Annotated in this window: 11 protein-coding genes; 8 read left to right on the top strand and 3 right to left on the bottom strand. The window is 37.5% G+C overall.

Going from position 1 to position 13,218, the window contains the following annotated elements; all coding sequences use genetic code 11:
- Positions 1-140: 140 nt before the first annotated feature.
- Positions 141-476, top strand: coding sequence for a hypothetical protein (locus tag AB657_RS07960; protein ID WP_047246006.1), 336 nt, complete (start codon positions 141-143; stop codon positions 474-476).
- A 46-nt stretch (positions 477-522) separates the two neighbouring features.
- Here the strand turns inward: AB657_RS07960 and AB657_RS07955 are convergent, their stop codons facing one another.
- Complete coding sequence (locus AB657_RS07955) at positions 523-885, bottom strand: DUF1456 family protein (RefSeq protein ID WP_047246005.1); 363 nt, start codon at positions 883-885, stop codon at positions 523-525.
- 271 nt (positions 886-1,156) lie between these two features.
- Between AB657_RS07955 and AB657_RS07950 the strand changes: the two genes are divergently transcribed.
- The 7 genes from AB657_RS07950 to AB657_RS07920 all read left to right on the top strand — a co-directional run bounded on the left by AB657_RS07950 (position 1,157) and on the right by AB657_RS07920 (position 9,647).
- Complete coding sequence (locus AB657_RS07950) at positions 1,157-1,630, top strand: CAP domain-containing protein (protein WP_047246004.1); 474 nt, start codon at positions 1,157-1,159, stop codon at positions 1,628-1,630.
- A 310-nt stretch (positions 1,631-1,940) separates the two neighbouring features.
- The gene (locus AB657_RS07945) at positions 1,941-4,961 is read left to right on the top strand and encodes a T9SS C-terminal target domain-containing protein (protein WP_047246003.1); all 3,021 of its coding nucleotides are present in this window, start codon (positions 1,941-1,943) and stop codon (positions 4,959-4,961) included.
- A gap of 40 nt (positions 4,962-5,001) precedes the next feature.
- Entirely contained in the window at positions 5,002-5,928 is a 927-nt protein-coding gene (locus tag AB657_RS07940; RefSeq protein ID WP_047246002.1) for a PorP/SprF family type IX secretion system membrane protein, read from the top strand.
- 11 nt (positions 5,929-5,939) lie between these two features.
- A complete protein-coding gene (locus AB657_RS18230; protein ID WP_047246001.1) occupies positions 5,940-7,883 on the top strand; it encodes an OmpA family protein in 1,944 nt (647 codons plus the stop codon).
- Positions 7,884-8,005: 122 nt separating this feature from the next.
- Positions 8,006-8,404 carry a TerB family tellurite resistance protein gene (locus AB657_RS07930; RefSeq protein ID WP_052958657.1) on the top strand — a complete coding sequence of 133 codons (399 nt, stop codon included), beginning with the start codon at positions 8,006-8,008 and terminating at the stop codon, positions 8,402-8,404.
- Between the two features lie 122 nt (positions 8,405-8,526).
- Positions 8,527-8,928, top strand: coding sequence for a hypothetical protein (locus AB657_RS07925; RefSeq protein WP_047246000.1), 402 nt, complete (start codon positions 8,527-8,529; stop codon positions 8,926-8,928).
- 293 nt (positions 8,929-9,221) lie between these two features.
- A complete protein-coding gene (locus AB657_RS07920) occupies positions 9,222-9,647 on the top strand; it encodes an Hsp20/alpha crystallin family protein (protein ID WP_047245999.1) in 426 nt (141 codons plus the stop codon).
- A 657-nt stretch (positions 9,648-10,304) separates the two neighbouring features.
- On the opposite strand, the gene uvrB is transcribed toward AB657_RS07920, so the two are convergent.
- Positions 10,305-12,296: an excinuclease ABC subunit UvrB gene (gene uvrB, locus AB657_RS07915; protein WP_047245998.1), complete on the bottom strand. Its 1,992-nt coding sequence runs from the start codon at positions 12,294-12,296 to the stop codon at positions 10,305-10,307.
- 77 nt (positions 12,297-12,373) lie between these two features.
- A complete protein-coding gene (locus AB657_RS07910) occupies positions 12,374-13,207 on the bottom strand; it encodes an ABC transporter permease (RefSeq protein WP_047245997.1) in 834 nt (277 codons plus the stop codon).
- Positions 13,208-13,218: the final 11 nt, after the last annotated feature.

Below are 13,218 nucleotides of genomic sequence, written 5' to 3'. Positions count from 1 at the left end.
AAGACAAGATGATTTTAGTGAAATAAATGTTAAAGCGGTAATTTGTTGTAACATTCTCTTTTTTGAGGCGTCTTTTTAATAAATCATCATCAATCTAATATTAATCAATCTCCATTTAATGGAGGAAAAAACAAAAAGTCATGAGAAAACTAAGTTTAATTTTTGTAGCTGCAATGCTATTGTCAACAGGGAATATTTTAGCTTCTGATATCGATGGGGTTAAACCTTCCAAAAGTCTTTCTACTCAAATCACAAAATTATTGGAGGATAATTCGTTTACCGATGAAGAAACCGATTTAACGGCACAGGTAAGATTTACCCTTAATAGTGAAGGTGAAATAGTGGTGCTTTCAGTTGATACCGATTATACGGATCTAGAGCGATTTGTAAAAAGTAGACTTAATTATAAAAAGGTAGATGTTTCTAAAGTAGAAGAAGGCAAGTTATATACTGTGCCGGTTAGAATAGCTTCTTAAGGGAGAAACATATAGTGGTTAAAAAATCCTGGGGGTAATGATGCTTTCAGGATTTTTTTTTGTTCTTGTATTTGACCGGGTCAATGGCCCTATCCACTTTTTTAATCTGCTTGTCCTTAAAAGAAGCTCTTGGTTTCTTTTTTTCTGGAACCATGCCTTTCAATAAAACTTCACCGGGATTTTTAGGATTCTCTTTTGTGCCCCTTAAATGTATGATCAATCCGTTTAAAAAATTTCTCAATATCTGATCGCCACATTCCATATAGTTTGGGTGGTCCTCTTTTCTAAAAAATGCACCAAGTTCACTTTTAGAAATTTTGAAATCTACCAACTTAAGAATATCCACGATTTCATCGTCCCTAAGTTTTAATGCCACTCTTAATTTCTTAAGTACATCATTGTTCGTCATTGTTCATAAATTTGGGCGCAAGTTATCACATAAAATCAAGAATTGAGGAAGTATTGGTCACATAAAAGCATAAATATCTTGCTTTTAAAGGTTGCTATGACCAGATAAAATGTACGATAATTCCGTTTTGTTTTTTTTGAAAAATACACCTATTGAACAAAAGAAACTAAAAAAGAGCCGTTTACCTAGAGAAGGGTCCATTGCTCGATCTTTGTATTTGAAGACTTTGTTGCGAAACTAGTTTTGCACTCGCAAAATTAAAATGTAGCATATGAAGTCCCCAATTCTTATTTTATTAATGGTCGCAATACTTTTAACTTCTTGTTCTAAAGATGTGGATGAAGTTTATGAAAAAGTAGCGCTTACAACGAGCACAACAGATATAGAAGAACAGGTGGTAGATCTTGTAAACGAGTACAGGGCCAGTAAAGGTTTGGTCATTTTGGAAATAAATAGTGTAGCAAAAAATTACGCTATATCGCACAATGAATATATGATCTCTAAAGACGAGATTAGCCATGATAATTTTTTACAACGCGCATCTGATTTGTCCCTTGAAATAAATGCTACACATGTAGCGGAGAACGTTGCACGTGATTTTAATACGGCAGAAGAGGTTTTTAACGCATGGTTGTTAAGCGCGGCCCATTTGAAGAATATAGAAGGGGATTTTACGGAAACGGCTATTTCTGTTGTGGCCGATTCGGAAGGTAGGCAATATTTTACCCAAGTTTTTATTAAATAAAAACGACGATTAAGATTATTAACATAGTTAAAGCCCTGTTGTCAGCAACAGGGCTTTTTTTGTGCAGTATATCTTATAACAATAGCGTGATTTGCCTTAGTTTTTAGAGAGATATTAAGTGGTTCAATAATTTATATGTAAGAAAACTCCTTTAAAATCATAGCACATTTTTAATTGAAAGTGTATTTTATCGATGAATATGGTATTTTATCGGTAAAACGAAGCACTTTGTCATATTCGCAGGCCAAACAGTACTAACTATGCGTATTTTCCGTTTTATTTGTAAGAAAAAACTTATAAATCAATTGTAATGGAAAAAACCTACTTTCAAAGTTTCCTGTCAAAATTACTTGTTTTGGTAATTTTTTTAGGGTGCTTCATAGGAAATTCACAAACTATTATTTATGCGGAATCAATTGCGGGAGAAAACAACGTAGATAACTCAAGCCTTTCTATAGATAGTGATCTTATAACAAAGGCGGAAATTCGAGCGAACTCTGGACTGGTTGCAGGGTTGGGGTCGTATTCAGGATATATAGAGTTGCAGTTTCCTTCAACTTTACCGGCCTTTCAGACAACCTATACCAAAATTGAAACTGAAGACGGGTTGTTAACACCATTGCTTGGCGGTAATTTAGGAGGTTTGTTGTCAGATGTTGTGGGGGTGGTTTTAATCGGAAACCAAGAATTTAATGTTCAACTAAAAAATGGGTCGACCGTTGTCTCAGAAGAAGATTCTGGAGTGGCAAATCCTTTTTCTACAGATGAAATAAAGGTTGTTATAGATAAGAATGAGCAATATTTTATAGCTGCCTCACCTAGTTTGCCTTACAATAGAATAAGGCTTACCAATAGAACCGGAGGGTCTTTGTTGGGGTTGGGTACTACCAAAAGATTAGGAGTGTTCGATTCATTTTATACTGATGCAACGAGCGAGTGTGTAGGGGCGGAGTATACCTCGTTTTTTGGAAGCGGCCTTACTCTAGATCTTCTTGGTCTAGGAGGGGCAGGGGTAGATAATCCGCATTTGGCAATAGATGATGACTTGGGTACCTATTCTAATATAGGTCTGGGGGTAATAGGGGTTGCTGCGAGTATAGGGCAAACTTTCTACTTGAATAGGCCTTCGGTAGCGGGAGAGGTTTTTTACCTTAAGGTAGGTGTTGATCCGGATCTTGTACAGGTCGGTCTTTTGTCAAATATTCAGTTGAGTGCAAAAAATGGGTCCTCCGCAGATGTGGATAACCTGTCTTTGTCCAGTCTTTTAGATTTGGATCTATTGGGGCTTTTAGGTGAAAATGGTACTGTGGATATTCCCTATACTCCTTCTTCTTCAATAGATAGAATAAGTTTAGAACTATCTTCTTTGTTGAATGTTAGTATAAACCAGGGAATACAAGTTTATGGTGTATACAGTGCTCCTATGTTGCCGACAATAGATGCAGGTTCTGAGGATGTCTCTGTTTGTTCAGATACGTCTACTAGTTTAATAGCAACGGTACAAAACCCATCTGAAGAAGAGTTAAGGTGGTACGATGCCCCTGAAGATGGTAACCTTTTGGCTACTTTGACGTCGGGAGACGCCTATGTGACCCCAAATTTAACGGAAACCACAACCTATTATGTAGCGGCAAAAAATGTTAACTGTGCTTATGAATCACCAAGAGTGGCAGTAACCGTAACCGTTATAGATACACCCACGGCAGATGATATTGATGTTGCCTTAAGGGCCACTTGTAATGTTGGGGAGTTAAAGTTGGTTCCTTCAAGTGATATTGCCGGAAGTTTTAACTGGTATTTGGATAGTGATGGAACGAACCAGATTACCGACGGTATGGTTTCCAGTGGTATTACCTATACCATAGAAAGCGATGATACGTTGACGATAAATGGTCTTACCGATAGCAATATAGGGTATAGTGTATATGCTAGTTTGGTGGAGGATACAACTTCTTGCACCAATGAGGCCGGTAACCTAAAAGAGGTCGTTGTATCCGTAACCGACTCTAGTCTAGAAGTGGATATAAATCTAGATACGGCCCTTACAATCGATGATCTTATCAGCATAAGCGATGGGGGCTCCCTTATTTCTTTAGAGGGGTCTGCTTCTGGTGGTGCCAATGAAGGTGATACGGTGACCATTAGTATCGATGGACAGCAATTTTTGGGAGTATTGGATTCCAATTTGGAGTTCTCCATTGACGTAGACGCTTTAGGCTTATTGGAAGATATAGATTCTACGGTAGAAATAACCTTAAAAGAAGGGCTTTGCGCCACCACAGATTTAATACCGATTTCTATTCCCGAATTAACTACTGATATTGTCGATTACGTGTTCTGTGCCGCCGATAATGCTACTGTTGCCGATTTAGAGCTGTTGGTCGATAACGGAGTGTTTTTCGATGCCCTAGTGGGAGGAAACCTTTTGGATGTAAATGCTTCATTGGTAGATGGAGGGTCTTATTTTCTCGGCCTTTTGAATATTCCGGTAGATGTACTTGCAAGAATACAGATCAATGTGGATATCATAGAAGTACCTATGGCAACTACCAATAGCGATTTTCAGTCGTTCTGCTCCGACACCGATCCGATAATAGGCGATATTCAGGTAAATGAAACCAATGTTGTTTTTTATGATAGTGCCACGGGCGGTAATATTCTTGATCCAGATGAGGATCTGACAAGTGGTGATTACTATGTGGCCCGTACAATGTCTTCTTGTGAGAGTGAAAGGCTGCAGATTACGGTAGAAGTTTTGGATGGTGAGCCGGCAAGTTTGGTAGGTCAGATAGAAAATGCCTGTTTAGATAGAAGTTATACGTACAATACCGATGAAGGTAAGACAGATTATGTTTGGACGGTTATTGGGGGTACCATTATAGATGGTGGTCAAAGTACAGATGATTTTGTGAGTGTAGTCTGGACTAGTATGGAAGAGGCAAGCGTTGCGGTTTCTTATTCGGATACAACTGCTTGTGACGCAACAAAAGAGAACCAATTAGAGGTAGAAGTGGTTCGTTGCGGTGAAATATTAGGAGAAGATTTCTGTCTATTGGTCTTCAATGTCTTCTCTCCGAACGGAGATGGGTTTAACGACTATTTTGAAATACAGTGTATCGAGAATTTTATAGACAATACCGTAACCGTCTATAACAGAAATGGTAACAAGGTATTTGAGGCAGTTAACTATCAAAACAACTGGGACGGTATTGCAAACGTCGGTGGTGTTCTTAACAAAGGAGACCATTTGCCCTCAGGCACCTACTATTATGTGATTCATCTTCCAGAATTAGATAGGGATGTTGTTGGTTGGTTACAATTGGCCAGATAGTCTACGCTTAAAATTCGTCCAAACTTTTAAAATAAATAACATGAAAAAATATATATATAATATCAAATACTTAGTGTGCTTTGTTTTTGGCTTAAGTATGGCAAATTCTTTTGCGCAGCAAGCACCGCAGTATACCCAGTACATGTACAATACAGAGGTAATTAACTCTGGTTATACAGGGTCTGCAGGTAAGTTGGCGGCCAGTTTGTTATACCGTTCACAGTGGGCCGGTATAGAAGGTGCGCCAGAAACACAGAGCTTTGCAGTACATGGTCTTGTAAAAGACAGGATAGGTCTGGGGCTAACGGCCATTAATGACAATCTGGGAGCTTCCAATACCATTCAGGTAAACGCAAATTTTGCATACCACCTTCCAACAGGCTGGAATACCAAATTAGCTTTTGGGCTAAACGCCGGTTTGGATATCATGAATATAGATTGGTCAAAAGGAAATATTTCAAATAATCTAGATCCTGTTTTTCAGCAAGACTTAAATGAGGTAAGGCCCATTGTAGGGGCAGGGCTTTACTACTATAGCGATAAATGGTATCTAGGTGTTTCCAGTAGCAATTTGTTGAATTCAAAATTGTATAACGACGATTCGGCTACCGTAGTAGACCGTAAGAGTCAATATTACTTCATAGGAGGTTATGTTTTTGATTTGTCCTCTACCGTTAAGTTTAAGCCTGCAGTGTTAACAAAGCATGTTTCCGGATCGCCTTTAACGGTAGATGTGTCGGGTAACTTTCTGCTTCAAGAAAAGGTGGCATTGGGCGTTGCCTATAGGTACGATGATGCAATAAGTGCCATGGCGGGAATATATCTGTCGGATAAATTCTTCCTGGGGTATGCCTATGATTATTCCGTTACGGGATTGCAAAACTATAACGACGGTTCACACGAGATAATTTTAACCTACAATTTGGATGGCTTAAAGAAAAGAGCCCTATCTCCAAGATTCTTCTAAAAAATAAGACCATGAATTTAAAATTACGATATACAATTATAGCTTTAGGTTCTTTTTTGATGATGCAGGGCCAAACCAAGGAAACAAGGGCATTGACCTATTTTGAGGATTTTAAGTTCGATAAGGCTATTGAGCTTTATTCGGAAATAGCCCAAAGAAGAACAGATGAGGAAATACTGCAAAAGCTGGCGGACAGCTATTTTAATATAGGTAACTATACCCAGGCGAAAGATTGGTATGCAAAACTATATCTTCTTAAAGGGAAGGATGTTGGTGAGAACAATATCATAAAATTGGTACAATGCCTAAAGGCAAGTAACGATATACAACGCGCAGATGAGGTGTTGCTATCTTTCTATAAGGATAAAGATAGGTTGGACATGATTTTGGCACAACAAAAGAACTTGGATAGCGTGTTGTTGGAAGAACCTGGTTTTGCCATAAAAAATGTGCCTTTCAATAGTAGAAAATCCGATTTTTCCCCAGCCTTCTACAGAGATAATAAATTGGTGTTTTCAAGTACGCGAGATAGCATAAAGGCAGGAGGAAAAATATACCCTTGGAACAATCAACCTTATCTAGATCTCTTTGTGACAAACACGATGTTCGATGAATTTGTACCCGAAAAATTTGTGCAAGGTCTTTTGTCCGATTATCATGATGCTTCCGTTGTGTTCGGTAAAGATATGGAGACTGTTTATGTTACCAGAAACTACCTAAAAAAAGGTAAGTTAAAGACAAATAACGAAGGGCTTTCCAATATGCAGATAGTAAGGGCCGAAATTTTCAATGGAGAATTGGTGAACAGTACGTCGTTGTCGTTTAACAATATCGAGTACTCCTGTGGTCACCCTGCGATCAGTACAGACGGTAAGTATCTTTATTTTACATCAAACATGCCAGGCGGTTATGGGGACAGTGATATTTATGTGGTCTCTTTGTCTACTACCGGAGAGGTTACTTCCCCTCCCATGAATTTGGGACCCTCCATTAACACGAAAGGTAGGGAGATGTTTCCGTATGTCGTAAACGATGTGTTGTATTTTGCTTCTGATGGTCATTATGGAATGGGCGGTCTGGATCTGTTCAAATCCAAGATATTCTCAAAAGACGAATATTCGATGCCATTGAATATGGGAGCACCATTTAATAGTAATATGGATGATTTTTCATTGATAAAGGATCCACTGACCAATACGGGTTATTTTGCCTCTAACAGAATGGGCGGTATGGGAGACGATGATATATACTATTTTGAAAAAGTGGCTCCGACCGATTGTTTGGTATACTCCGGTTACGTGTTGAACGAAGCAACCAATGAGCCTATTGCTAATGCCAATGTTGAGTTGAAAAATCCGGAAGATGGGTTGGTAGAAATTTTAAAGACAGATGAACAGGGGTATTATGAGCTGTCTTTGCCCTGCAATAGACGTAATAGAATGGTATTTTCGAAACAAAGGTTTTCTGAAAAAACGCAGTTTGTTACAACGACGGAAAATCCTGAGTCGGATTCAGAAAACAATATAGTGTATCTAACGCCATACGATAGCTTAATAGTAAAAGAAGGAGATGTGGAGAAAATAAAGGTAGATCCTATTTATTTTGATTATGACAAGAGCGATATAACCCCAAGAGCGGAAATAGAGTTGGAAAAAGTATTGTTCGCAATGAACGAGTTTCCCGATATCAAGATTAAGATAGAGTCTCATACAGATTCTCGTGGATCGGATGATTACAACCTTAGGTTGTCCGATGCCAGGGCGAAATCTACCCGAGACTATCTCTTTTCAAAAGGTATAGCCCGTGATCGCATAGAAAGTGCCATTGGTTATGGAGAAACTCAACTAAAGAATAAATGTAAAAATGGTGTCAAGTGCTCTGAACAGGAACATTTGATAAATAGACGGTCAGATTTCATAATACTGAAGAAGAAGGCAAGCGAACTTGTAAAATAGCCTTTTGGTTAAAATAGGTATTTACCATTGTGTAACCGGATAATTGGCCCTGTCACATACGGGGCCAATAGGTTTTAGGTAAGGATGGATGGCCGTAATTGAATAATAGGGAAAAGTAATGTATGGACTGTAAGAAAGAAAGGCTTCAAATAATTTCTGGGATGCTCGCTTCTGCTGCCGTTGATGGTACAATAAAACAATCGGAACATGATTTTTTATTAAAGGTAGGAAGGCATCTAGAAGTTAGTGAGAAAGAATTCAATAGTTTGTTGAAAGAGAATAGAATCTATGTTTTGCCTGCTTCTATCTCAGAACGTATAATTAAGTTTTATCGATTTGTGTTGTCCTACTATGATCAAGGCAAAAAGATAGATTATAAAAATATTAGAAAACTATATCAAAAGGGGGTAGAAATGGGGTTAAGTCCCAAATCTGTTAGAAAAACACTATATAATATCTATAAATCGTCTCAATCCAATATGTCATCAAATAATGTCAATGACTTTTTAAGTGTTAATTAGTTATAAAATTCTTCCTTATAAAGACTTTTTTAAGATCTTGTGCTACAATGGGTTATTTCGTAGTTTTTATGGTATACTATATCCTATTTTAAGTAGTTGTATAACCAATTGGTAGTATTAAAATGAATACAAAAAAGGAAAAATTAAGTATTCTTTCCGAAATGATCGCTTTTGCTAGGGTGGATAATACCTTAAAAAGGTCCGAATACGATTTTCTTTTTAATGTGGCCCAGCAATTAGAAATCAGTAAAAAGGAATTTGATTCTTTGTTCAGTAAAAAGGTAGAACATATAATTCCTAAATCACAGGCCGATAGGTTGGTACAGTTTAATAGGTTGATCTTGCTCATGAACGTTGACAATAGTAATGATCTAACCGAGATAAAACGTTTACATGATATTGGATTGGGAATGGGGCTACCACCCTCTGCAATAGAACAAGTTTTGGCCATTATGCACAAATATCCCAATAGGATCGTTCCTCCAGATGTGCTTATCAATATCTTTAAAGCTTACGATAATTAGCCTAAAGAACACTTCTCTTTTGTTTTACTCCCCCTTTAAAGGATCTCTTGCTATTTATGTAGCATTGTTCTAGGGCTGTTACCCATGCTTTTTTATTTATGAACTCTATATATACCAAATTGGTAAAGGTGCCATGAGAGATAGATGGTCTTAGCATCTCCAAAACGCATAAAAGTGTCAATATGTCATTTAAAACTTATAAAAAAGCGACATATTGTCTTGTTTTTTTGGTTGGTATAGGATTTGCCTTTTGCTAAGCGTAAAAATGTTTAATCAAAAAAAAATATATAGTTATGAGTTTAGTTAAAAGAAACGACGTGTTATTTCCTTCATTGATGAACGAAATTTTTAAACCAGATTGGTTTGGTGGAATGGAAAACTTTGGCACTAATGTTCCAGCTGTGAACATTAAGGAAGGAGAAAAAGAATTTGAAATGGAACTAGCTGTTCCAGGAAGGTCTAAAGATGATTTTAATATTGAAATAGATGATAGTCTATTGTCAATTTCCTCTGAGGTAAAATCCGATAAGGAAACAAAAGAAGATAACTATACTAGAAGGGAATTTAGTTATTCTTCTTTTAAAAGATCTTTCACTTTACCTGATTCTGTAGACAGTGATAAAATAAAAGCTACCTATGAAGATGGTATCTTAAAATTCACATTACCTAAAAAGAAAGAAGCTTTACCAAAACCAAAAAGAATGATATCGTTGTCTTAATTAGAAGAGACGTAAATTCTGTTATTTGGATTTTGTAATAGTTGAATAGTTGGTTGGTTAGGCGCCTTGAGAAATCAAGGCGCTTTTTTTTATGCTCAAGGAGCAAATGACCGTGGTAAAAATAAATATCAAAACAAGACATCGATATTCCAAAATCTATTTCTCAATATTTTTTGGAACTGTTTTTAGCGGTAAATCGGGTTTGTGGTATTCTGGTTATTGCACCTAAAATTATTTTTATAAATAGGGTAGTGGACTTTCTGTTTTAATGGTTTTGATTTTTGGCTTTTGGGTGTTGGAGCCAACATGTCTTTGGGGTATTTTTTTACTTATGTCGTAGGTTTGAACTATCTTTTTTTATCTCTAAAAATGTTGTAAATTCGACATGGTTTCAATGGGTGCTTTCTGCTAAGTTCATCTCGAATAAAGAAATGGCTTCCGCTCAAAAAAACAAAAAAATCTTATTAGGGAGGTAGCTGTTTAGAAAGTGGTTTTTGTTGTCTTTTTTCTTCTGGGATACAAAGAAAATATCAAATTTAGTCTAGCCTAAAAATATATGTAAATTACATGTATTCAGTATAATACTTGTTTTTGTGTTAAGTATTTGTTGATATTTTGGCTAAAAAGGCAATGTGGATCTTTTTTACACCGTATTTTTTAGTTTTCTTGTTCTTGAAGGGCTTTTATTTCGTCTCGTAATCTTGCCGCTTGCATAAAATCGAGCTCTTTTGCTGCCTTCTCCATCTCCTTTCTTTTCTCCCTTATCAGCTTATTGATCTGATCTTTTGTAAGATATTCCAAGTCGGGTTCCGCAGCTCTTAATTCTTCTTTTTTATAGTGATATGTAGAGACCGAATTTTGAACCAGGACACTGTCAAGATTTTTGTTCAGTGCTTTGGGTACAAGGTTGTGTTCTGTGTTATAATTTATCTGTTTTTCTCTTCTGTAATTTGTCTCGTCAATGGTTCTTTGCATACTGTCCGTTATCTTGTCGGCATACATGATCGCCTTACCGTTTAGGTTTCTTGCAGCTCTTCCTACTGTCTGTGTTAGTGATCTGGTATTACGAAGAAAACCTTCTTTGTCCGCATCTAAAATTGCCACCAATGACACCTCTGGCAGGTCTAGACCTTCCCTTAAAAGATTTACACCGATCAGTACGTCAAAAATACCTTTTCTTAGGTCTTGCATGATCTCTACACGTTCCAAAGTATCAACATCGCTATGGATATATCTACACCTTACACTTATTCTATCCAAATATTTGGCAAGTTCTTCGGCCATACGTTTGGTAAGTGTGGTGACCAATACCCTTTCATCTTTCTCTACCCTTTGGTGAATTTCTTCCACAAGGTCATCTATCTGGTTAAGGCTTGGCCGTACTTCTATGATCGGGTCCAACAGGCCTGTAGGTCTAATAATTTGCTCTACATACACTCCTTGGCTCAGTTGTAGTTCATAATCCGCTGGGGTGGCACTTACATATATTACCTGATTTTGAAGTGCCTCGAACTCTTCAAATTTCAAAGGTCTATTGTCCATGGCAGCCGGTAGCCTAAAGCCGTATTCTACTAAATTCACCTTTCTTGACCGGTCTCCGCCGTACATGGCGTGCACCTGTGGAATGGTAACATGGCTTTCGTCTATTACCATTAAATAATCGTCCGGAAAGTAATCTAACAGACAGAAAGGCCGTGTACCGGGTTCCCTACCGTCCAAGTAGCGCGAATAGTTTTCTATACCGGAACAATAGCCAAGCTCCCTGATCATTTCCAGGTCAAAGTTTGTACGTTCCTCCAACCGTTTTGCTTCTAGGGGTTTTCCTATTTCCTTAAAATAATCAAGCTGTTTTACAAGGTCGTCCTGTATGTTGTGAATGGCATTCTGAAGTACATCTTGGGAGGTAACGAACATATTTGCCGGATAAATATTCAGGTTTTCATATACCTCCAGTACTTTATTGTTAAAAGGATCAAAAGCTTCAATTTCCTCTATTTCGTCTCCAAAAAAATGAATTCTAAATGCGTGGTCGGCATAACTGGGGAAAACATCGACCACGTCTCCCTTGACCCGGAAATTTCCATTTCTAAAATCTGCGGTTGTCCTAGAATATAGACTTTGCACCAGTTGATGCAAAAATTTGGTTCTAGAGATTATTTGTTCTTTTTGTATAGAAATGACATTTTTTTGAAATTCAACAGGGTTTCCGATACCATAAAGGCAAGAAACCGAAGCGACCACCAATACATCGCGTCTTCCAGAAAGTAAAGAGGAGGTGGCGCTGAGCCGTAATTTTTCAATGTCCTCGTTTATAGAAAGGTCTTTTTCTATGTAGACCCCACTGGTAGGAATATAGGCTTCGGGTTGGTAATAATCGTAGTACGAAACAAAATACTCAATAGCATTATCTGGAAAAAATTGCTTAAACTCCGAATATAATTGGGCGGCCAAGGTTTTATTATGGGCAAGTACCAAGGTAGGTCGTTGCACCTTTTCTATAACATTGGCGATTGTAAAGGTCTTACCAGAACCAGTTACACCCAATAATGTCTGGTATTTTTCGCCGGTTTCCAGTCCGGTCGTTAATTCCTTGATGGCATTTGGCTGGTCTCCTGTCGGACTAAATTCGGATACTACTTTAAACTTCATTCAATAAAAGTACAAAACACTCTTTGTAATATTATTTGGAAAATGGGTTAATTGCCAAAAATGGATTTAGTATAGGGTTATAGGTCCCGTTTTTTGAGCAAGGCATAGGATAAATAAATGAAAATAGCGGTCCAAGCCATTACTATTACGATTTCGTACCAATGTACACGGTAATTTAAATTAATGTGCTCGCCTACCTGATTCGCCACCGTTTGTACGGCTTCTAATCTGGTGAAAGGTTCTTTTATCAAATTGAACATGGATTGTAAGGGGAAGAAGCCCATAATGGTCTCCGTGGTATCCCCGTCGAACAATTTCCAACGAATCAAACCTCTTATAATGCCTTCCAATACCTGCCATAGAATTAAGAAACCGAGGGCAAAGGCGGAACGTTTTACCAGAATGCCCAGAAAAAGGCAAAAAGAAAAGAATCCCAATAATTTGAAGAAAAAGGCCACGATGAATTCCAGATCGGAAAATATAATGGATAGTTCGTCATAGTCCGAATACATCAAACCTAAAATTAAGGATACAATGAAGACGAATATCGTAGAAATCAAGGCGAAGGAAACAACGGTCAAAAACTTGGAAAGAATAAACTCTTTTTTCGAGAGTCCGTCTATCAAGTTCTGTTTAATCGTTTTATTACTGTACTCGTTTGCCATCATCGAAACGATAACTATAGCCAGGAATAATTTAAAAAAGGCTGTAATAAACGTGTTGAAATGCCAGATATAGGGAAAATTGAAAATACCTATTTCTGCCATGTGGAACTTAACCGGGCCTATATCAAATTTTATGGCCGCGACCAGTGCAATGGATGTCAATATAAAAAAGTAGGAGATGATCAATATCTTGCTGGCCCTATTGTTCCAAAGCTTTATAAATTCTATTTGTAGTAAACGTATCATGTCTTGGTCGA

Origin of the sequence: Maribacter thermophilus (assembly GCF_001020565.1) — a bacterium.
In the GTDB taxonomy this organism is placed as follows: Bacteria; Bacteroidota; Bacteroidia; order Flavobacteriales; family Flavobacteriaceae; genus Maribacter; species Maribacter thermophilus.
Note: the sequence above shows the minus strand (reverse complement) of the source record. Positions and strands in the feature narration are given on the sequence as shown.

Bases quoted from the DNA above. Each gene is read 5' to 3' on its own strand.
- AB657_RS07960 (WP_047246006.1), top strand. From the start codon at position 141: ATGAGAAAACTAAGTTTAATTTTTGTAGCTGCAATGCTATTGTCAACA.
- AB657_RS07955 (WP_047246005.1), bottom strand. From the start codon at position 885: ATGACGAACAATGATGTACTTAAGAAATTAAGAGTGGCATTAAAACTT.
- AB657_RS07950 (WP_047246004.1), top strand. From the start codon at position 1,157: ATGAAGTCCCCAATTCTTATTTTATTAATGGTCGCAATACTTTTAACT.
- AB657_RS07945 (WP_047246003.1), top strand. From the start codon at position 1,941: ATGGAAAAAACCTACTTTCAAAGTTTCCTGTCAAAATTACTTGTTTTG.
- AB657_RS07940 (WP_047246002.1), top strand. From the start codon at position 5,002: ATGAAAAAATATATATATAATATCAAATACTTAGTGTGCTTTGTTTTT.
- AB657_RS18230 (WP_047246001.1), top strand. From the start codon at position 5,940: ATGAATTTAAAATTACGATATACAATTATAGCTTTAGGTTCTTTTTTG.
- AB657_RS07930 (WP_052958657.1), top strand. From the start codon at position 8,006: ATGGACTGTAAGAAAGAAAGGCTTCAAATAATTTCTGGGATGCTCGCT.
- AB657_RS07925 (WP_047246000.1), top strand. From the start codon at position 8,527: ATGAATACAAAAAAGGAAAAATTAAGTATTCTTTCCGAAATGATCGCT.
- AB657_RS07920 (WP_047245999.1), top strand. From the start codon at position 9,222: ATGAGTTTAGTTAAAAGAAACGACGTGTTATTTCCTTCATTGATGAAC.
- uvrB (WP_047245998.1), bottom strand. From the start codon at position 12,296: ATGAAGTTTAAAGTAGTATCCGAATTTAGTCCGACAGGAGACCAGCCA.
- AB657_RS07910 (WP_047245997.1), bottom strand. From the start codon at position 13,207: ATGATACGTTTACTACAAATAGAATTTATAAAGCTTTGGAACAATAGG.